Here is a 19,045-nt window from a genome sequence, read left to right on the forward strand (position 1 = left end):
CTGAGCGGTCCCGCCGGCGGTCCTGTCTCCGCGTCGCCCCTCTCCTCCGAGGGGGCGGCGCGGGGCGGGGCCGCCGGCTTCCGCGTGTCCGGGGTGCGCCGATCCGCCGCTCCCCGTGCGCCGCGCGCTGTCGGCGGTCCTCCGTAGACTGCTCCGGTGACTCGAAAGCCGCTCCGCATCGCCTCCGTCAACGTCAACGGCGTCCGCGCCGCCTTCCGCAAGGGCATGGGCGACTGGCTCGCTGCCCGCGACGTCGACATCCTCGCCCTGCAGGAGGTCCGCGCCTCCACCGACGATCTCACCGGCCTGCTCGGCGACGAGTGGGACGTGCTGCACGACGAGGCGACCGCCAAGGGCCGCGCCGGGGTCGCGCTCGCCTCGCGCAAGCGGGCCACGATCCACCGCGTCGCGCTCGGCGCCGACGACTTCGACTCCGCGGGCCGCTGGCTCGAGGCCGACTACGAGGTCGACGAGGGCCGCACCGTCACCGTCGTCTCCACCTATGTGCACTCGGGCGGCGTGGGCACGCCGAAGCAGGACGAGAAGATGCGCTTCCTCGACGCGATGATCGAGCGCCTCCCCCAGCTCCAAGCCCACAACCCGCTCGCCGTCGTGATGGGCGACCTCAACGTCGGCCACCGCACCCTCGACATCAAGAACTGGAAGGGCAACGTCAAGAAAGCCGGCTTCCTCCCCGAGGAGCGCGCCTACTTCGACCGCTTCGTCGGCGCCGAGGGCGAGGAGGGCTACAACGCCGGAGCGGGGATGGGCTGGGTCGACCTCGGCCGCCGCTTCGCCGGCGAGGTGCCCGGGCCCTACACCTGGTGGTCGCAGCGCGGCCAGGCCTTCGACACCGACACCGGCTGGAGGATCGACTACCAGCTGGCGACGCCGCAGCTTGCCGCGCTGGCCCGCAGCTACGAGATCGACCGCGCCAGCGCCTGGGACACCCGCTGGTCCGACCACGCGCCCGTCGTCGTCGACTACGAGCTCTGACCCCCTCCTCCCCCGGCGCCGACCGCGCCGCCATCGCACACGAGGCCTCACCATGACCCCCAGCACTCCGGGCGCCAAGCCCGTCATCTTCTCCGGCATGCAGCCCTCCTCGGGCTCGCTGCACTTGGGCAACTACATCGGCGCCCTCACGCAGTGGGTCGCGATGCAGGACGACTTCGACGCGTACTTCTGCGTCGTCGACCTGCACGCGATCACCGTGCCGCAGGAGCCCGCCGAGCTGCGCGAGCGCACCCGCGCGACCGCCGCGCAGTACATCGCGTCCGGCATCGACCCCGAGCGCTCGACGCTGTTCATCCAGTCGCACGTCCCGGCACACGCCGAGCTGGCCTGGATCCTCAACACGGTCACCGGCTTCGGCGAGGCCAGCCGGATGACGCAGTTCAAGGACAAGTCGGCGAAGCAGGGCACGGAGGCGGCCTCGGTCGGCCTCTTCACCTACCCGATCCTGATGGCCGCCGACATCCTGCTCTACCAGACCGACGCCGTGCCGGTCGGCGAGGACCAGCGCCAGCACCTCGAGCTGACCCGCGACCTCGCGGGCCGGTTCAACACCCGCTTCGGCGGGACCTTCGCGATGCCGGAGCCGTACATCGCCAAGGAGACCGCGAAGATCTACGACCTGCAGAACCCCGGCGCGAAGATGTCGAAGTCCGCGGAGTCGGACGCCGGCCTGCTCAGCGTGCTCGACGAGCCGAAGGTCACCGCGAAGAAGATCATGCGCGCCGTCACCGACACCGAGTCGGAGGTGCGCTTCGACCGCGCGTCCAAGCCGGGCGTCTCGAACCTGCTGACGATCTACTCCGTCCTGGCCGGCCGCACGGTCGAGTCGCTCGAGCAGGAGTACGCGGGCCGCGGCTACGGCGACCTGAAGAAGGGCCTGGTCGAGGTCGTCGCGGCGACCTTCGATCCGATCCGCGCGCGCACCGCCGAGCTGCTGGCCGACCCGGCCGAGCTCGACCGGATGCTCGGCCGAGCGGCTGACCGCGCCTCCGAGACGGCCGAGCGCACGCTCGCGACCGTGTACGAGCGCGTCGGCCTGCTGCGCCGCGGCCGCTGAGCCGACCGTGCTGCGACTCGCCCTCTTCGATCTCGACGACACGCTCTTCGCGCACGCCCGCGCGGTGCGCGAGGGCATCGTCGCGTACGCGGCGTCCCTCGGCGACGAGTACGCGGGCGAGGCGGGCGCGCTGCAGCGCCGCTGGTACGGGCTGGAGGAGGAGCACTACCACCGCTACCTCGCCGGCGAGCTGGACTACGAGGGGCAGCGGCGTGCGCGCGCCATCGCCTTCGCCGCGGACGCCGGCGTCGAGCTGACGCCGGAGCAGGCGAGCGCGTGGTTCGCCGCCTACCTGGGGCACTACGTCGCGGCGTGGACGCTGCACGACGACGCCCTGCCGGTGCTCGATCGGCTCGACGCGGCGGGTGTCCGGATCGGTGTCATCACCAACGGCGATGTGGACTTCCAGACGAGCAAGACGGACGCGATCGGACTCACGGAGCGGGTCGAGCATCTCGTCGCGTCGGGCGAGGTCGGCGTGACGAAGCCGGACGCGCGGATCTTCCACGTGGCGTGCGAGCGCTTCGGCGTCGCACCGGCTGACGCGCTGTACGTGGGCGACCGGCTGGGCACCGACGCGATCGGTGCGGCGCGCGCCGGGCTGCGCGGGGTGTGGCTCGACCGCATCGGCGGGCCTGAGCACGGGCGCGAGCTGCCCTTCGAGGCCGTCGAGCTCGGCGTGCGGCGCATCGGCTCGCTGGACGAGCTGGACGCGGTCGCGGGGCTCACGAGCTGACGGGCTGATCCCGCAGATCGAGCCGACTCCGCCCGTCTCCGCTCGGGCGGAAGGACGATGGCATGCTCCCGGCGCCACCCCGCCGGTCCACCGCGACGGATCACGTGGACGTGGTCGCACTCCGGCTACCGTCCCGGTATGGGTACCCAGTCTCCGACCGCGCTCGACTTCCTGCACTTCACCAAGTCCTTCCGCGGCCGCCGCGTCGTGGACGACCTCAGCTTCTCCGTGCGGCGGGGGACGGTCGTCGGGCTCCTCGGCCCGAACGGCGCCGGCAAGAGCACGGCGCTCCGCGGGCTGGTCGGGCTGCTGCGTCCCGATTCGGGTGAGGCGCGGATCGGCGGCCACCGGTTCGCGGAGCTGCGCGCGCCCGCCCGGGTCGTCGGCGTGCACCTCGACGGCCTCGGCTTCGAGAACGGGATCACCGGCCGCCGGCACCTCGCGATCGTCTGCCGCGCGGTCGGCGCGCCGCTCTCGCGGGTCGACGAGCTCCTGGAGACGGTCGGCCTCGGCGAAGCGGCGCGACGGCCGGTCCGCGGCTATTCGACAGGGATGCGCCAGCGCCTCGGCCTGGCCACGGCCCTGGCGGGTGACCCGGAGATCCTCGTCCTCGACGAGCCGGCGAACGGGCTCGACCCGGAGGGCATCCGCTGGCTGCGGCGCCTGATCCGCGCCGAGGCCGAGCGCGGGCGGACGGTCCTGGTCTCCAGTCACCAGCTCGCCGAGCTCGAGCACACCGTCGACGAGGTCGTCGTCCTGCGACGGCGGATGCTCTTCCACGGACCGCTCGAGGACCTCACCCGCTCGGGAGGGCGGAGCCTCGAGGACGGCTACTTCGACCTCGTCGACGGCGAGGCCGGTCGATGAGCGGAGTCGGCGCGCTCGCGCGGGCCGAGATCCTGCGCTCCCGCAGCGGCTCGTCGTTCCCGGTCCTCCTCGCCTACGCGATCCTGATCCCCGTCTTCGCCCTGAACATGCCGGGCACCACGGATCGGCTCAGCGGCCTCGACGACGCTCCGGCGAGCCGCTTCGTCTTCGGCTTCGCGGCCTGCGCCGCCCTGAGCGCATGCTTCTACGGGTCCTACGCCTACACCCGGGAGACGTACTACCACTCGCTCGACCGGACACTGCTGCTCGGCAGCCGGGACGCGATCCTGGTGGCGAAGGCGCTGGCCGGCGCGGTCTCGGGCGCGGTCTTCGGGGTCGTGGCGGTCGTGGGCTGGTGGCCGATCACCGCGGTGGTGCTGACGACAGCCGGCCGCCGCCTGACGCCGGACGTCACTCTGATGTCCGCCTCGCTCGGCGTCGTCCTCGCCTGCGCCCTCAGCGGCGTGCTGGGCGTGGGCGTCGGCTACGCGGTGCGGAACTACTACGCCTGCATCCCGATCGTGCTGGTCCTGCCGGCCGCCCTCGCCATGCCGCTCCTCGGCGTGGCCCGCGACGTCGGGCGGCTGCTCCCGATCGGGGCCGTCGCCGGAGCGACCGGGGCGCCGGTCGACGGGATGCTTCCGGCGCCACTCGCGCTGGTCGTCCTGGCCGCCTGGGCACTCCTGGCGATCGGCGGCGCACGGATCCTCGAGCAGCGGCGGGCGCGGTGACGGACGCGGCCACGGAGGGACCGCTCACCCGCGCCGTCACCGCGGAGTTCCGGCGCGTGGTCGCGAGCAGGACACCGCTCTGGGGACTGGTCTTCGGACTGCTGCCCGTGCTCCCCCTCCTGCTCGCCGTGACGCAGGTCGATCTCGGCGCGCTCCCGCCCGGAGAAGCGGCCTCGCTCGAGCACGCGATCACGGCGGCACTGCTGCAGGGCGGCGGGGTCGGGGCGGCGGCCTTCGGAGCACTGCGGACGGCGAGCGCCTTCGAGGAGGGGATCCTCGCGCGCGACGTGCTCTCATCGGGGCTCCGCCCCGTACTCGTGGCACGGTTCCTGGTAGCGGCCGGTGCCGGTGCGGTGCTCGCGACGGCGGCGGTCGCGATCGGAGTCGCCGACGTCGCGGTCGTCTCGGCGGGGAGGGTCACCCCGGACGTCGGCGTCGTGGCCCTCGTGCCCGTGGCCGGGATCGGAGGCGCGATCTGGGGCGCGCTGGTCGGCACGATCGTCCGGGCACCGCTCTTCGTGCTCTTCGCGGCCCTGGTGCCGCTGGGCGCCGCGACCTTCACGAGCGGCACCGCCCTCGCGGATGTCGCGCCCCTCGCTGCGCTGTCGGCGTCCGCGCCGCCCACGGTCGCGGCCGTGCTGGCGGGCCCGGCCTGGCTGCTGGCCCTCGCGATCGTCGCGGTCGCGACGGGGCGTCGGCGCCCGCTGCTCTGACGGAGCTCCGCCGGGGGCGGGTCTCTATACGCGCTACGCGCTACTCGACCAGCATGGAAGCGGCCGCTCCTCGTGCCTGTCGATCAAGCAGCCCACGCAGTGGTCGTACGAGGTCCACGCACGAGGGCCCGCGCACGTCGCGTGCGCGGGCCCTCGTCGTTCAGTGGTGCGGTGCTACTGCACGTCCTCGTCGACCCAGTCGAAGGTCTTCGTGACGGCCTTCTTCCAGAGGCGGTACTGGCGCGCGGCCTCGTCCTGGTCCATCTGCGGGGTCCAGCGCGAGTCCTCCTGCCAGTTCTGGCGCAGGTCGTCGAGGTTCTCCCAGAAGCCGACCGCGAGGCCCGCGGCGTAGGCGGCGCCGAGGGCGGTGGTCTCCGCGACGACCGGCCGGACGACCGGGACGCCGAGGATGTCGGCCTGGAACTGCATCAGCAGGTTGTTGGCGATCATGCCGCCGTCGACCTTGAGCTCCTGCAGCGGGACGCCGGAGTCGGCGTTGACCGCGTCCAGGACCTCGCGGGTCTGGAAGGCGGTCGCCTCGAGGGCGGCGCGGGCGATGTGGCCCTTGTTGACGTAACGGGTGAGGCCGACGAGCGCACCGCGCGCGTCCGCCCGCCAGTACGGCGCGAAGAGGCCGGAGAACGCGGGGACGAAATACGCGCCGCCGTTGTCCTCGACCGTCGCGGCCAGCGCCTCGACCTCGGGGGCCGAGCCGATGAGGCCCAGGTTGTCGCGCAGCCACTGGATCAGCGAGCCGGAGACCGCGATCGAGCCCTCGAGCGCGTAGTGCACCTCGCCGTCGCCGAGCTTGTAGCCGATGGTCGTCAGCAGCCCGTTCTTGGAGTGCACGATCTCGGTGCCGGTGTTGAAGATCAGGAAGTTGCCGGTGCCGTAGGTGTTCTTGGCCTCGCCCGGATCGAACGCCGCCTGGCCGAAGGTCGCGGCCTGCTGGTCGCCCAGGATGCCGGCGATCGGGACCTCGCGCAGCAGCGAGGAGGACTCGACCTGCCCGTAGACCTCGGAGGAGGAGCACACCTCGGGGAGCATCGACTTCGGCACCCCGAAGGCCTCGAGGATGTCGTCGCGCCACTCGAGCGTCTCGAGGTCGAGGAACAGGGTGCGCGAGGCGTTCGTGACGTCCGTCTTGTGCACGCCGCCGTCGACGCCGCCGGTCAGGTTCCAGAGGACCCAGGTGTCGGTGGTGCCGAAGATCAGGTCGCCGGCCTCCGCCTTCTCGCGGGCGCCCTCGACGTTCTCGAGGATCCAGACGATCTTGGTGCCGGAGAAGTAGGTCGCGAGCGGGAGCCCGACGATCGACTTGAAGCGGTCCGCGCCCTCGTCGCCGGCGAGCCGGTCGACGATCGACTGCGTGCGGGTGTCCTGCCAGACGATCGCGTTGTAGACGGGCTTGCCGGTGGTCTTGTCCCAGACCACGGCGGTCTCGCGCTGGTTGGTGATGCCGACGGAGGCGATGTCGTGACGGGTCAGGTCGGCGCGGCTGAGCGCCTGGCCGATGACCTCGCGGACGTTGTTCCAGATCTCGATCGGGTCGTGCTCGACCCAGCCCGCGCGCGGGAAGATCTGCTCGTGCTCCTTCTGCCCGGTCGAGACGATCGAGCCCTTCTTGTCGAAGATGATCGCGCGGGACGACGTGGTCCCCTGGTCGATAGCGATGACGTAGTCAGCCATGAATGATTACTCCTTCGTAACGGGGTGAAGTGGAGTGCGACCCGGGCCGGAGCCCGGAGGATCGGCGGCTAGAGGATCGGCAGCAGCGCGGTCGACAGGAGGCCGGCCAGCACACCGCCGACGATCGGGCCCGCGACGGGCACCCAGGCGTAGCTCCAGTCGCTGGAGCCCTTGCCCTTGATCGGCAGCAGCGCGTGGGCGATGCGGGGGCCGAGGTCACGGGCGGGGTTGATGGCGTATCCGGTCGGGCCGCCGAGCGAGGCGCCGATCGCGATCACCAGGATGGCGACGGGCAGGGCGCCGAGCGCCGCGAGGCCGCCGTCGCCCTGGCGTCCGCCGCCGAAGCCGATGACGACGAAGACGAGGACGAAGGTGCCGATGACCTCGGTGACGAAGTTCCAGCCGTAGCTGCGGATCGCAGGACCTGTGGAGAAGACGCCGAGCTTATTGGCCGGGTCGGGCTCCTGGTCGAAGTGCTGCTTGTAGGCGAGCCAGCAGAAGACGGCGCCGAGGATGGCACCGATCATCTGGGCGAGGATGTACATCAGGATCGAGACGATGTTGACCGGGACGCCCGAGCCGAACTCCGTCGCTCCGCTGGCCGCGAGGCCGAGCGTGACGGCCGGGTTGAGGTGCGCACCCGAGTTGTAGGAGACGATCACACCGGCGAAGACGGCGAAGCCCCAGCCGATGTTGACCATCAGGGTCCCGCCGTTGAGACCCTTGCTCTTCACGAGCGCGACGTTGGCGACCACGCCGCAGCCGAGGAGCACGAGCATCGCCGTTCCCACGACTTCCGCGAGGAACACCACTCCGAGATTGTCCACGTTGACCATTTCCTTTTCGTCAGACGGACGCGCGAGCGCGTCCGCGTCGGGCATCGATGCCCGACGAGTGTGAAGTTATCGGCGCCCTGTCCCGGCGACAAGGAACGCCGCGTGCACGTTTGTGCGTTGTCACGACGGAAGTCCCGGCTCGAGATCTCTCCTCGAACCGGGACTCCCGTCGATCCGCGCCTGCCGCCTAGGAGGCTGCGACCGCCGTCGGCGCCTGCACCGCGGTGCCGCCGACATCGACGCCGTTGTACGTCTTGAGGTGCTCGATCGTCGCGTCGACCTCCTGAGCGCGCTTGGCCTCGTCCCAGCCGAGGACCTCTCCGGTGTGCTGCGCGAGCTCCTCGAGCAGCTCGCGGCTGAGGCCGCCGGTGAAGGCGTGGTTGGTGCGGCGCATGACCAGGTCGATCAGGTGCACGACGCTCTCGCGCTGGGCGAGGTAGCGGATCTCACCGGTGGTGAAGTCCTTGTCGAAGTCGAGCGCCTCGTCGTGGCCGTCGGCCAGGGCCTCGATGACCTCCTGCGCACGGGTGCCGTAGCGCTCGAGCAGCTGGCCGGTGCGGGCCGAGGACAGACCGGAGCGGTGCTGGCTGATCCACTGGGCGCGCGAGGCGTCCGTGCGGGGGAAGCCCTTGCCGCCGCCGATCGCGGTCTTGACCGTCGAGACGCGGCGGGTCACGCCGATCCGCTTGAAGACCTCGTTGGAGAGGTGCTCCGAGAGGGCGCGGAAGGTCGTCCACTTGCCGCCGACCAGGCTCAGCACCGGGGTCTTCCCGCCGGGCAGGGTCGAGGGCTCGATGCGGTAGTCGCGGGAGACGAAGCCGGGGGTCTCGTCGTCGTGACGGGGCAGCGGGCGGATGCCGGAGAACTTGAAGACGATCTGCTCGCGGGTCACCGGGATGGAGGGGAACACGTGGTTCACCAGCTCGAAGAAGTAGTCGATCTCCTCCTCGGTGCAGACGGCCGGCTCGTTCGGGTCGGCCTCGATGTCGGTGGTGCCGACCATGACCCGGCCCTTGAGCGGGTAGATCAGGACGATGCGGCCGTCGCTGTGCTCGAAGAACATCTCGCGGCCCTCGCAGGCCTCGACCAGCTCCGGGTTGTCGAGCACGATGTGCGAGCCCTTGGTGCCGCCCATGAATTTCGTGGTGGTGCCGAGCGCCGTGTTGGTGAAGTCGGTCCACGGTCCGGAGACGTTGACGACGACGTCCGCCTGGAAGGCGAACTCCTCGCCGCTCTCGCGGTCGCGCAGCAGCACGCCGCCCTCCGAGGTGCCGACGGCCTCGACGTAGTTGGCCGCGCGGGCCTTCTTCCCGCCGACGAGTGCGTCGCGCAGCACGTCGAGCGCCAGGCGCTCCGGCTCGTGCACGGAGGCGTCGAAGTAGGTGGCGGTGTACTTGATCTTCGGGTCGAGCTTCGGCAGCTCGTTCAGCGAGCGCTTGCGGCCGTGGAACTGGTGGCGCGGGACGACGCCGCCGTCGCGGGAGAAGAAGTCGTACAGGGTGAGGCCGACCTTGATCAGCAGCGCACCGCGCTCCTGGGGCTTGCCCGACTTGTGCGTGAGGAAGCGCAGCGGCGCGGCCAAGATGCCCGAGAACGTCGAGTAGATCGGGATCGTGGTCTGCAGCGGCTTCACGTAATGCGGAGCGATCTTGAGCAGGCCGTTGCGCTCGTGCACGCCCTCGTTGACGAGGCGGAACTCGCCGTTCTCGAGGTAGCGGATGCCGCCGTGGATCATGTGGCTCGACGCGCTGGAGGCGCCGGACACGTAATCGCCGCGCTCGACGAGGACGACGTCGACGCCGTTGAGCGCGAGTTCGCGGAAGGTCCCGATGCCGTTGATCCCACCGCCGATCACCAGGACGGTCGCGCGGGGGGTGTCCCGCAGGGCGGAGACGCTCTCGCGGAGAGAGGAGCTTCCGGGAGTTCCGACAGACTGTGCCACTTCGTACTCGCCTTCGTGTCGTAGGTGTTGCGTCGAGTGCCTCGTGCGAGTGTGGCCGCCCCAGATGGACGGTTGATATCGCGAGGGAATACAGCCATCCTTGACCCGACAACACATCCGGTCAAGACGGGTGGAAATACGTGCAAGGAGTGGCTATGACCCCTGTCCGACCGGTCGTCGAACTGGACGAGACGACGCACGCGACCCACCCCGACAAGACGCGCGATGCGCTCCGGGCCGCGCAGCTGTACTACATGCAGGACCTGACGATGGACGCCATCGCGCACGAGCTGCACACCTCGCGCTCCTCGGTCTCGCGGCTGCTCTCGCACGCCCGGGCGACGGGGCTGGTCGACATCCAGATCCGCTCGCCGCTCGACCGGGCGAGCGCGCTGTCTGCCGAGGTGCGCGCGCACTTCGACATCACCGCGCACATCGTCCCGGTGCCCGACCACACCAGCGAGATCGACCGGCTCGAGCGCGTCGCCCTGTCGGCCGCGCGGATCCTCGGTCCGTTCATCGACTCGAACATGATCGTCGGCATCGCCTGGGGCTCGACGATGAGCGCGATGAGCCGGCACCTCATCGCCAAGGAGACCCACAACACCCAGATCGTGCAGCTCAACGGCGCGGGCAACACCGAGACCACCGGCATCAACTACTCGAGCGAGATCCTGCGCCGCTTCGGCGACGCGTACGCCGCGAAGGTGCAGCAGTTCCCGGTGCCGGCGTTCTTCGACGACCCGATGACCAAGAAGGCGGTCTGGCGCGAGCGGTCGACCAAGCGGGTGCTCGAGCTGCAGCAGCGGATGGACGTCGCGCTCTTCGGCCTCGGCTCGCCGTTCGCGGCGGTGCCCTCGAAGGTCTACATCGGCGGCTACCTGGAGCCGAGCGACTTCACCTCGCTCAGCGCGTCCGGCGTCGTCGGCGACGTCGCCACCGTGTTCTACCGTGCCGACGGGACCTGGGACGACATCCCCATGAACGAACGTGCAAGCGGCCCGGACCTCTCCACAGTGCGCCGCGCCTCCCGCCGCATCTGCGTCGTCTCGGGCGCCTCGAAGCTCCCGGGCCTGCGCGGCGCCCTCGCCGCCGGCCTCCTCACCGACCTCATCCTCGACGAGGGCACGGCCCGCGCCCTGATCTCCGGCTGACCCCGCCCTCCCCTTCCCCTCCCGCGAGATGCCACTTGGGTACGCCCTCCACGGCGTGTCGCGTACCGAAGTGGCATCTCGCGGAGGCGGCTTTCACCGGGGTCAGTGGGTCAAGGCGCGGCGGACTCGGGTGATCGTCTCCTCGGGCTGGTCGTACACGCCTGAAGCCCGGATGCGGAGGTGGCGGTAGCCGAGAGCCTGGATCGCCTCGCTGCGCGCGATATCGCGCTCGTACTGCCGGGTGTCCGTGCGGTGCTGATCGCCGTCGTACTCCACGACGACCCGCTGGTCCCGGTAGAGCAGATCCACGCGTGCGACGAAGCGGCCGTCGGCGTCGTAGAGCTCGACGTTCAGCTCCGGCTCCGGCAGCCCCGCTCGGATCAGCAGCAGTCGGAGCAGAGTCTCCATCGGAGACTCCGACCCCTCGCGCACCCAGCCGATCGCCTCGCGAGCGCGCTTCCCACCTCGCCCACGGTAGCCGGCGACCCGGCCGGACAGCAGAGCCAGATCGACGCGCAGTCCGCGCCGTCGCCCCTCCGCGTCGGGAAGGACGAGGGCGTCGCCGAGAACGATGAGCTCGTCGACCGACCGCGAGGAGCTGAGGTGGCAGAACGTGGACGCCGGATCCGCGACCGGGAACCCCGCGTCGACGACCGTCACCGCCTCGTCCCAGAGGTGGTGCGAGCGCACGCCGACCCGCCGTGCCGCCCGCAGCGGCGGTGCGACGGACACGTGCAGCGGCGTGACCTCCGTCGGCGTGCGGCCGGGAAGGCCGAGCAGATGCGCAGCGGTGTCGTGCGAGAAGAACTCGCCCGGCCTCATCACCGCGGAGAACGCCGCGATCCGCTCCCCGTAGGTGATCGGCTCGACCGTCGCGCGAGCCCCGCGGAAGGCGACGACGGGATAGTCGGCGGCGAGTCGCCGACGCGACACGCCGTCCCTCGATGCGATGACCTTGCCGGGTTCCTCTTCCATGCCGGTAGGGTGCCCGCTCCCCCACCCTCCCCGCTCCCGTTGTCCACAGCCCCCTCCGCGAGATGCCACTTGGGTACGCGACACGCCGATGGAGGCGTACCCAAGTGGCATCTCGCGGAGAGGGGGCAGGGCTGGGGAGGAGGGTCAGGACTCGCGGGCGTGGGTGTCGAGGAAGGCGTAGACCTCGGCGTCGTCGATGCCGGGGAAGGTGCCGGAGGGCAGCGGGGCGAGGACGTGCGCGTGCAGGCGGGCGCTCGGCCAGGCGTTGCCGTCCCAGCGCTGGGCGAGCTCGGCGGGGGCGCGGCGGCAGCAGGACTCGTCGGGGCAGCGGGACTGCTCGCGGCGGTCGGTGTCGCGCCCGCGGAAGAAGCGCGCCTCGGCGAAGGGGACGCCGACCGTGATCGAGAACTCCTCCGTCGCGGTGGTGCCGGTCTGCGAGGCCGACCAGAAGGTGCCGGCCGGAGTGTCCACGTACTGGTAGTACTCCGTCGTGCGGTTGGTGCGGCTGAAGGCCGAGCGCGCCGACCAGTAGCGGCAGACGATCTGCCCCTCCACCGCGCCGGTGACGTCGGTCGGCAGCGGCAGGCCGTCGTTCTCGTAGGCCTTCTGGATCGAGCCGTCGCCGAGCACGCGGAGGAAGTGCATCCGGATGTCGAGGTGCGAGGTCAGCAGGTTGGTGAAGCGCAGCGCCGCCGCCTCGTGCGTGACGCCGAAGCCGTCGCGGAAGTCCTCCACGGTGATGTCGCGCTCGCGCTTGGCCTCCTCGAGGAACGCGACCGCCGGCTCCAGCGGCATCAGGCAGGCGGCCGCGAAGTAGTTGATCTCGAGCCGCTGCCGGAGGAAGTCGGCGTAGGTGACCGGGCGCTCGTGGCCGAGCAGCCGGTGCGCCATCGCCTGCAGGGCGAGCGCCCGCAGCCCGTGCCCGCCGGGGATCGAGGCGGGCGGGAGGTAGATCCGCCCGTTCGCGAGGTCGATCACCGAGCGGGCCGAGTGCGGCAGGTCGCCGACGTGGATGATCTCGAAGCCGAGGTGCCGCGCCATCTTCGAGACCGAGCTGTGGGTCAGCGCTCCCCCGCGGTGCCCGACCGTGCGGAGCATCTCGCCGGCGACCGCCTCGATCTCGGGGAGATAGGCGTGGCGCTCGCGCAGCTGGAGCCGCTGGGCCGTGTTGGCGCGCCGCGCCTCCTCCGGTGTCGCGCTGGCCTCGCTCTTGCGGCGCGCCAGCTCGCGGTAGACGCCGAGGAACGCCTCGAGCACGGGAGTGGTCAGGCTCTTGTTGACCTTGAACTCCGGCAGCCCGAGCGAGCGGTAGAGCGACCCCTTCTGCACGCGCGCCAGCTCGATCTCGAGGGCGGCGCGCTCGCTCGGCGGCTCGTCCGAGAGCAGCGCGGCGAGCTCGACGCCCAGCGCCGTGGCGAGGGCCTGCATCAGCGAGAGCCGCGGCTCGCGGCGGCCCGTCTCGATCAGCGAGAGCTGGCTGCCCGAGACGCCCACGCGCTCGGCGAGCTGCCCCAGGGTCAGCCCGCGGCGCGTCCGGAAGTGGCGGATGCGCTGCCCGAGCAGGGCGGCATCGGTCCCGGAAGCAGGGACGGCGGCGGGGACGGTGGTGTCGGTCACGGCGAGCTCCAGCGATCGGTTGTGACGGAGACGCAAAAACCGCACTTCTTGACGGCTCTGGCCTCGCGAATACCCCTCGATCCTCCTCCATCCTGGCTTCAGGCGCCAGAGAGCGCCCCTCGAGAGTCCGGACACGACCGCCGCGAGGACCGACTCCCCACCCCGTCGACGACGACTGCACTGAAAGCGGAGCCAGCATGAGCATCTACAGCAACACCCTCCTCCTCGAGACGACCACGATGACCGCCCCGACCCCGGTCGACGCACCGGTCGTCCCGCCCGCTCCCCTCGCGCTGCGCCGCTGGGTGCGCGAGACGGCCGCGATCCTCCAGCCCGACGCGATCGAGTGGTGCGACGGCTCCCCCGCCGAGTGGTACCGCCTCACCGCCCGGATGGTGGACGAGGGGAAGCTGATCGCGCTCAACCCGGAGTGGCGGCCCGGCTCGTTCCTGGCCCGCACCGACCCCGACGACGTCGCCCGCGTCGAGGACCGCACCTTCATCTGCACCACCGACGAGGCCGACGCCGGCCCGACCAACAACTGGCGCGAGGCCTCCGCGATGAAGGCCGAGCTCGCGCCGCACTTCGCCGGCTCGATGCGCGGGCGCACGCTGTACGTCGTCCCGTTCTCGATGGGCCCGGTCGGCGGTCCGCTCTCGCAGCTCGGCGTGCAGCTGACCGACTCCGCCTACGCGGTGCTCAACATGCGGATCATGGCCCGCGTCGGCGCCGAGCCGCTCGCCGCCTTCACCGAGGAGACCGCCTTCGTCCGCGGCGTGCACTCGGTCGGCTTCCCGCTCCGCGACGCCGACGGCGCGACCCGGGAGGACGTCGCCTGGCCGTGCAACCCGACGAAGTACATCACCCAGTTCCCCGAGACGCGCGAGATCTGGTCGTTCGGCTCCGGCTACGGCGGCAACGCTCTGCTGGCGAAGAAGTGCTTCGCCCTGCGGATCGCGTCGACGATGGGGCGGGAGGAGGGCTGGCTCGCCGAGCACATGCTCCTGATCCGGATCGTCTCGCCCGAGGGCCGCAGCTACCACGTGGCCGCCGCCTTCCCGAGCGCCTGCGGCAAGACGAATCTCGCGATGCTGCAGCCGACCATCCCCGGCTGGCGCGTCGAGACGCTCGGCGACGACATCACCTGGATGAAGAAGGGCGAGGACGGCCGCCTCTGGGCGATGAACCCCGAGACCGGCTTCTTCGGCGTCGCCCCCGGCACCGGGCAGAGCAGCAACCCGAACGCCGTGCACACCCTCTGGGGCAACACGATCTTCACCAACGTCGCGCTCCGCGACGACGGTGACGTCTGGTGGGAGGGACTCACCGACGAGGTGCCCGAGCGGCTGACCGACTGGCGCGGCGAGCCGTGGACACCCGCCTCCGGGACCCCGGCCGCGCACCCGAACGCGCGCTTCACCGCGCCGGCTGAGCAGTGCCCGACGCTCTCGCGGGAGTGGGACGCCTTCGAGGGCGTGCCGCTGGACGCGATCGTCTTCGGCGGGCGCCGGGCGAGCAACGTGCCGCTGGTCACCCAGGCCACCTCGTGGCAGCACGGAGTCTTCCTCGGCGCGACCATCGCCTCCGAGAAGACGGCCGCGGCGGAGGGGACGGTCGGCGAGCTGCGCCGCGACCCGTTCGCGATGCTGCCCTTCTGCGGCTACAACATGGCCGACTACTTCGCGCACTGGCTCGCGGTCGGCGCGGATCTCGGCGAGAAGGCGCCCGCGATCTTCCAGGTGAACTGGTTCCGCAAGGGCGCCGACGGCTCCTTCCTCTGGCCCGGCTTCGGCGACAACGCCCGGGTGCTGCAGTGGCTGGTCCGGCGGCTGGAGGGGTCGGCGCAGGCGCGACCCAGCGCGATCGGCGACCTGCCGCTGTCGATCGACACGCACGGGCTGAACCTCTCCGCCGCGGTGAAGGAGGAGCTGTTCTCGGTCCCGGTGGAGGCGTGGCTCGACGAGTGCGCGCTGACGGAGGCGTTCTTCGCCCGCTTCGGCGACCGGCTGCCGCCCGAGCTGACCGCCGAGCTGCGGGCGCTGCGGCTCCGGCTGCTCGCCGAGGAGCTGCCGGCCGCGCACGCGGCCTGACCCCCGATCCCGCCGGCCCCGCGCCGGCGCCCCCTGTGGCCCGCGGAGGGGATCATCCCCTTCTTCGCATCCCCCTCCGCGGGTCCACTCCCCCTCCGGGCGGGTGGGTCTCGATACGCCGCTGCCGCGGCTGCTCGACCAGCATGTGAGGACCGCTGACGCGGCGACTCGACCAACAGAGACCGCCGCACCCTCATGCTGATCGAGTAGCCCCGAAGGGGCGTATCGAGATCCTCACCTACCGCACGACCAGACGGGCACCATGGACGACCGCATCACCCTCCGCTTCCTCGCCGCTCCGCAGGACGCCACCGCCGACGGCCGCAGCGCCCAGGCCGGCCGCGTGCTCGAGTGGATCGACAAGGCCGGCTACGCCTGCGCCGTCGGCTGGAGCGGCGGCTACTGCGTCACCGCCTACGTCGGCAACGTGCACTTCACCCGGCCGATCGCCGTCGGCAACCTGATCGAGGCGACCGCGCAGGTCATCCACACCGGCCGCACGAGCATGCACGTGCTGGTGCGCGTCGCTCAGGCCGACCCGCGCACCGGGCGCTACGAGGACGCGACGCACTGCCTCCTCATCTTCGTCGCGGTCGACGAGCAGAAGCGGCCGCGCCCGGTGCCGGAGTGGACCCCGCGCACGATCGAGGACCTCGCCCTGGCCGAGGGCGCCGCGGCCCGCATCGACGGCCGGCGCGCGCTGCACGAGGTGATGCGCGCGCAGGAGTACACGGAGGCGGGGACCGGCCCGCGGATCGTCTTCCGCTTCCTCGCCGCGCCCGGCGACGTCAACTGGGGCGGCAACGCGCACGGCGGCATCGTGATGCGCTGGATCGACGAGGCCGCGAACGCCGTCGCGCAGGGCTGGAGCGGGCGCGACGCGGTCGCCGTCTACTCCGGCGGCATCCACTTCTACCGGCCGGTGCGGATCGGGCACCTCGTCGAGGTGGAGGCGCGGCTGATCCACACCGGACCGCGCTCGATGCACCTCGCGATCCACGTGCGCTCCGGCGACCCGCGGACGGGCGCCCTCGAGCTGACCACGCAGTGCATGAGCGTGTTCGTCGTGCGCGGCGACGACGGAGCGGCCGAGGCGGTGCCGGCGCTGCAGCCGCGGAGCGACGAGGACCGCCGGCTGGACGAGCACGCGCGCGAGCTGATCCGGCTGCGCGCCGAGCTGCCGGCGCTGCCGGTCGGCATCGCGGCGACGCTCGCCTGACCGGTCGGCACTCCCGGGTCGCTAGGGTCGGAGCGTGAAGATCCTCGTCGTGAACGGCCCGAACCTGAACCTCCTCGGCACCCGCGAGCCCGCGGTCTACGGCTCCGACACGCTCGCCGACGCGGAGGCGCTCGCCACCCGCGCGGCGGAGCGGCTCGGCGTCGACATCGAGTTCTTCCAGAGCAACTCGGAGGGCGCGATCATCGACCGCCTGCACGAGGCGCGCGGCACGGCCGCCGGTCTGCTGCTCAACGTCGGCGCCTACACCCACACCTCGATCGCGATCCGCGACGCCGTGCTCGCGACCGAGCTGCCGCTGGTGGAGGTGCACGTGAGCAATGTGCACCGGCGCGAGGAGTTCCGCCGGCACTCCTACCTGTCGGACATCGCGGTCGCCGTGATCGTCGGCGCCGGCATCGCGGGCTACGGCTACGCGGTGGACGTCCTCGCGCGGACCCTGGGGGCGACGGCGCCGGACGCGTAGCGCCGGGGCGAGTCGCCGGGGCGTACCGTCGGGTGCATGACGCCCTCCGACGCGACACCCTCCGCCTCTCCCGCCGAGCTCGGCCGCTCCTTCGGCTCCGCTGTCGACGCCTACGATCGCGGCCGACCGGGCTACCCCGACGACGCGGTGGACTGGCTCGTCGGGCATGCGCCCGCCCGGGTGGCCGGCGCCTTCGTGCCCGAGCGCGCACGGGCGGCCGGCGCGGACGCCTCCGACCGAGTGCGCGTCGCGGACCTCGGGGCCGGCACGGGCAAGTTCACCTCATCGCTGGTGGCCCGCGGTCTCGATGTGGCGGCCGTGGAGCCGGACGCGGCGATGCTCGAGCGACTGGTAGCGCAGCTGCCGACCGTGCGGGCACTCGCGGGAACGGCCGAGGAGATCCCGCTGCCCGACGCCTCCGTCGAGCTGGTCACCGCGGCGCAGTCCTGGCACTGGGTCGACCCCGAGCGCGCGAGTGCGGATGTCGCGCGGGTGCTGGTCCCGGGCGGCGTGCTCGCGCTGGTCTGGAACATCCGCGACGAGTCGGTGCCGTGGGTGCGGCGCCTCGGCGAGGTCGCCGGCTCCTCCACCGCCGAGCGCTTCGAGACGGTGCAGCCGCCGCTGGGCTCGGCGCTGGAGCGCGTCGCCTACGCCGAGTTCGACTGGGAGTACGAACTCGACCGGCCGGCGCTGCTCGACATGTTCGCCTCCCGCAGCTACGTGATCGCGATGCCCGAGGAGGAGCGCGCCGCGGTGCTCGCCGCCGTCGCCGAGGTCGTCGACGCGCTCCCCGGCGACCGCGTCGCGATGCCCTACGCGACCCGCGTGACGATGGCCCGCCGCGCCTCCTAGCGGGATGCCGCTCCTGCTTTGCCGGGCGTCGCAGCAGGCGGGGGACATGCTGAGCCGCGCGTGGCAGGGGGCGCAGAACATGCTGGTCGAGTAGCCGCGACAGCGACGTATCGAGACCCACCACTCCGGACGACGTGGATCTCGATGCGCCCGCTTCGCGGGCTGCTCGATCAGCAGGGGACGCGGCGTGTCGAGACCGCGCGTCAGACCTCGTTCGGGTCGCCGCCGACGCGGCCGGCCCGCTCCAGCGCGGTGATCGCGTCGCGCTCGTCGGAGGTGAGCTCGAAGCCGAAGACGTCGATGTTCTCCACGATGCGCGCCTTCGTCGACGACTTCGGGAAGACGATGTGGCCGCGGTCGAGGTGCCAGCGGAGCACGACCTGCGCGGGCGTCACTCCGTGTGCCTCCGCCGCGCCGGTGATCACCGGCAGCTCGAGCAGCGGGTACTTGTTCTGCCCGAGCGGGCCCCACGCCTCCGTCGCGATGCCGTGCTGCGCGCCGAACGCGGTGACCGTCGGCTGCTGGTGGTACGGGTGCAGCTCGATCTGGTTGACGGCGGGGACGACCTCGGTCGCGCCGAGCAGCCGCTCCAGGTGCGGCACGAGGAAGTTCGAGACGCCGATCGAGCGGGTGCGGCCGGCGGCCTGCAGCTCCTGCATCGCCTCCCAGCTCTCGACGTAGCGGTCCTGCTGGGGCTTGGGCCAGTGGATGAGGTAGAGGTCGACGGCGTCGAGACCGAGCTTCTCGAGGCTGGCGTCGAGCGCACCGGCGGCGGTGTCGCGGCCCTGGTCGTCGTTCCACAGCTTCGTCGTCACGTACAGCTCGTCGCGCGCGATCCCGGAGGAGGCGAGTGCCCGCCCGACGCCCTCCTCGTTGCCGTAGATCGCCGCGGTGTCGATGTGCCGGTAGCCGGCCTCGAGCGCCTCGGAGACGATGCGCTCCGTCTCGGCGGGGTCGACCTGGAAGACGCCGAACCCGAGCTGCGGGATGCTCGTGCCGTCGTTGAGGGTGAGGGTGGGGATGCTGATCATCCCTCCACCCTGCCAGCGGCCCCCGACACCGGGTA

The 19,045-nt window shown here is 71.7% G+C and carries 17 protein-coding genes; 11 read left to right on the forward strand and 6 right to left on the reverse strand.

Annotated elements, in window-relative coordinates; genetic code table 11:
• The first annotated feature begins 156 nt into the window (after positions 1-156).
• From HRK28_RS03755 to HRK28_RS03780, 6 genes are all read left to right on the forward strand, one after another.
• A complete protein-coding gene (locus tag HRK28_RS03755; protein ID WP_173250453.1) occupies positions 157-996 on the forward strand; it encodes an exodeoxyribonuclease III in 840 nt (279 codons plus the stop codon).
• 52 nt (positions 997-1,048) lie between these two features.
• On the forward strand, positions 1,049-2,074 hold the full coding sequence (trpS, locus tag HRK28_RS03760) for a tryptophan--tRNA ligase (RefSeq protein ID WP_173250454.1): 1,026 nt from the start codon (positions 1,049-1,051) through the stop codon (positions 2,072-2,074).
• Positions 2,075-2,081: 7 nt separating this feature from the next.
• On the forward strand, positions 2,082-2,810 hold the full coding sequence (locus tag HRK28_RS03765) for an HAD family hydrolase (protein ID WP_173250455.1): 729 nt from the start codon (positions 2,082-2,084) through the stop codon (positions 2,808-2,810).
• 138 nt (positions 2,811-2,948) lie between these two features.
• Positions 2,949-3,677 (forward strand): ABC transporter ATP-binding protein, encoded by a 729-nt coding sequence (locus tag HRK28_RS03770; protein WP_173250456.1) that lies wholly within the window; start codon positions 2,949-2,951, stop codon positions 3,675-3,677.
• Positions 3,674-4,408 (forward strand): hypothetical protein, encoded by a 735-nt coding sequence (locus HRK28_RS03775; protein ID WP_173250457.1) that lies wholly within the window; start codon positions 3,674-3,676, stop codon positions 4,406-4,408. The genes HRK28_RS03770 and HRK28_RS03775 overlap by 4 nt, the downstream gene beginning before the upstream one ends.
• Positions 4,405-5,121, forward strand: a complete 717-nt coding sequence (locus HRK28_RS03780; RefSeq protein ID WP_173250458.1) for a hypothetical protein — start codon at positions 4,405-4,407, stop codon at positions 5,119-5,121. The genes HRK28_RS03775 and HRK28_RS03780 overlap by 4 nt, the downstream gene beginning before the upstream one ends.
• A 174-nt stretch (positions 5,122-5,295) precedes the next feature.
• On the opposite strand, the gene glpK is transcribed toward HRK28_RS03780, so the two are convergent.
• The 3 genes from glpK to HRK28_RS03795 all read right to left on the reverse strand — a co-directional run bounded on the left by glpK (position 5,296) and on the right by HRK28_RS03795 (position 9,588).
• The gene (glpK, locus tag HRK28_RS03785) at positions 5,296-6,810 is read right to left on the reverse strand and encodes a glycerol kinase GlpK (protein WP_123445264.1); all 1,515 of its coding nucleotides are present in this window, start codon (positions 6,808-6,810) and stop codon (positions 5,296-5,298) included.
• A gap of 68 nt (positions 6,811-6,878) precedes the next feature.
• Complete coding sequence (locus tag HRK28_RS03790; protein WP_160087993.1) at positions 6,879-7,646, reverse strand: MIP/aquaporin family protein; 768 nt, start codon at positions 7,644-7,646, stop codon at positions 6,879-6,881.
• 187 nt (positions 7,647-7,833) lie between these two features.
• Positions 7,834-9,588, reverse strand: a complete 1,755-nt coding sequence (locus HRK28_RS03795; protein ID WP_367948336.1) for a glycerol-3-phosphate dehydrogenase/oxidase — start codon at positions 9,586-9,588, stop codon at positions 7,834-7,836.
• 155 nt (positions 9,589-9,743) lie between these two features.
• Here HRK28_RS03795 and HRK28_RS03800 point away from each other — a divergent pair, with 155 nt between their 5' ends.
• Entirely contained in the window at positions 9,744-10,742 is a 999-nt protein-coding gene (locus HRK28_RS03800) for a sugar-binding transcriptional regulator (RefSeq protein ID WP_123445261.1), read from the forward strand.
• A gap of 102 nt (positions 10,743-10,844) precedes the next feature.
• On the opposite strand, the gene HRK28_RS03805 is transcribed toward HRK28_RS03800, so the two are convergent.
• Both HRK28_RS03805 and HRK28_RS03810 read right to left on the reverse strand, forming a co-directional pair.
• Positions 10,845-11,717 (reverse strand): endonuclease domain-containing protein, encoded by an 873-nt coding sequence (locus HRK28_RS03805; protein WP_173250459.1) that lies wholly within the window; start codon positions 11,715-11,717, stop codon positions 10,845-10,847.
• A 144-nt stretch (positions 11,718-11,861) separates the two neighbouring features.
• The gene (locus HRK28_RS03810; protein ID WP_160087987.1) at positions 11,862-13,334 is read right to left on the reverse strand and encodes a helix-turn-helix domain-containing protein; all 1,473 of its coding nucleotides are present in this window, start codon (positions 13,332-13,334) and stop codon (positions 11,862-11,864) included.
• 239 nt (positions 13,335-13,573) lie between these two features.
• On the opposite strand from HRK28_RS03810, the gene HRK28_RS03815 reads away from it, so the two are divergent.
• From HRK28_RS03815 to HRK28_RS03830, 4 genes are all read left to right on the forward strand, one after another.
• Positions 13,574-15,424 (forward strand): phosphoenolpyruvate carboxykinase (GTP), encoded by a 1,851-nt coding sequence (locus HRK28_RS03815; protein ID WP_173250980.1) that lies wholly within the window; start codon positions 13,574-13,576, stop codon positions 15,422-15,424.
• A 262-nt stretch (positions 15,425-15,686) separates the two neighbouring features.
• Complete coding sequence (locus HRK28_RS03820; RefSeq protein WP_173250460.1) at positions 15,687-16,643, forward strand: acyl-CoA thioesterase; 957 nt, start codon at positions 15,687-15,689, stop codon at positions 16,641-16,643.
• A gap of 34 nt (positions 16,644-16,677) precedes the next feature.
• A complete protein-coding gene (aroQ, locus tag HRK28_RS03825; protein WP_173250461.1) occupies positions 16,678-17,127 on the forward strand; it encodes a type II 3-dehydroquinate dehydratase in 450 nt (149 codons plus the stop codon).
• Positions 17,128-17,163: 36 nt separating this feature from the next.
• Complete coding sequence (locus HRK28_RS03830) at positions 17,164-17,979, forward strand: class I SAM-dependent methyltransferase (protein WP_173250462.1); 816 nt, start codon at positions 17,164-17,166, stop codon at positions 17,977-17,979.
• Positions 17,980-18,182: 203 nt separating this feature from the next.
• Here the strand turns inward: HRK28_RS03830 and HRK28_RS03835 are convergent, their stop codons facing one another.
• On the reverse strand, positions 18,183-19,010 hold the full coding sequence (locus HRK28_RS03835) for an aldo/keto reductase (protein ID WP_173250463.1): 828 nt from the start codon (positions 19,008-19,010) through the stop codon (positions 18,183-18,185).
• Positions 19,011-19,045 lie beyond the last annotated feature (35 nt).

It is taken from the genome of Rathayibacter sp. VKM Ac-2835, assembly GCF_013266705.1.
In the GTDB taxonomy this organism is placed as follows: Bacteria; Actinomycetota; Actinomycetes; order Actinomycetales; family Microbacteriaceae; genus Rathayibacter.

Coding starts and splice junctions, on each gene's coding strand:
- trpS (WP_173250454.1), top strand. CDS start 1,049: ATGACCCCCAGCACTCCGGGCGCCAAGCCCGTCATCTTCTCCGGCATG.
- HRK28_RS03770 (WP_173250456.1), top strand. CDS start 2,949: ATGGGTACCCAGTCTCCGACCGCGCTCGACTTCCTGCACTTCACCAAG.
- HRK28_RS03775 (WP_173250457.1), top strand. CDS start 3,674: ATGAGCGGAGTCGGCGCGCTCGCGCGGGCCGAGATCCTGCGCTCCCGC.
- glpK (WP_123445264.1), bottom strand. CDS start 6,810: ATGGCTGACTACGTCATCGCTATCGACCAGGGGACCACGTCGTCCCGC.
- HRK28_RS03790 (WP_160087993.1), bottom strand. CDS start 7,646: ATGGTCAACGTGGACAATCTCGGAGTGGTGTTCCTCGCGGAAGTCGTG.
- HRK28_RS03800 (WP_123445261.1), top strand. CDS start 9,744: ATGACCCCTGTCCGACCGGTCGTCGAACTGGACGAGACGACGCACGCG.
- HRK28_RS03805 (WP_173250459.1), bottom strand. CDS start 11,717: ATGGAAGAGGAACCCGGCAAGGTCATCGCATCGAGGGACGGCGTGTCG.
- HRK28_RS03815 (WP_173250980.1), top strand. CDS start 13,574: ATGACCGCCCCGACCCCGGTCGACGCACCGGTCGTCCCGCCCGCTCCC.
- HRK28_RS03820 (WP_173250460.1), top strand. CDS start 15,687: ATGGACGACCGCATCACCCTCCGCTTCCTCGCCGCTCCGCAGGACGCC.
- HRK28_RS03830 (WP_173250462.1), top strand. CDS start 17,164: ATGACGCCCTCCGACGCGACACCCTCCGCCTCTCCCGCCGAGCTCGGC.
- HRK28_RS03835 (WP_173250463.1), bottom strand. CDS start 19,010: ATGATCAGCATCCCCACCCTCACCCTCAACGACGGCACGAGCATCCCG.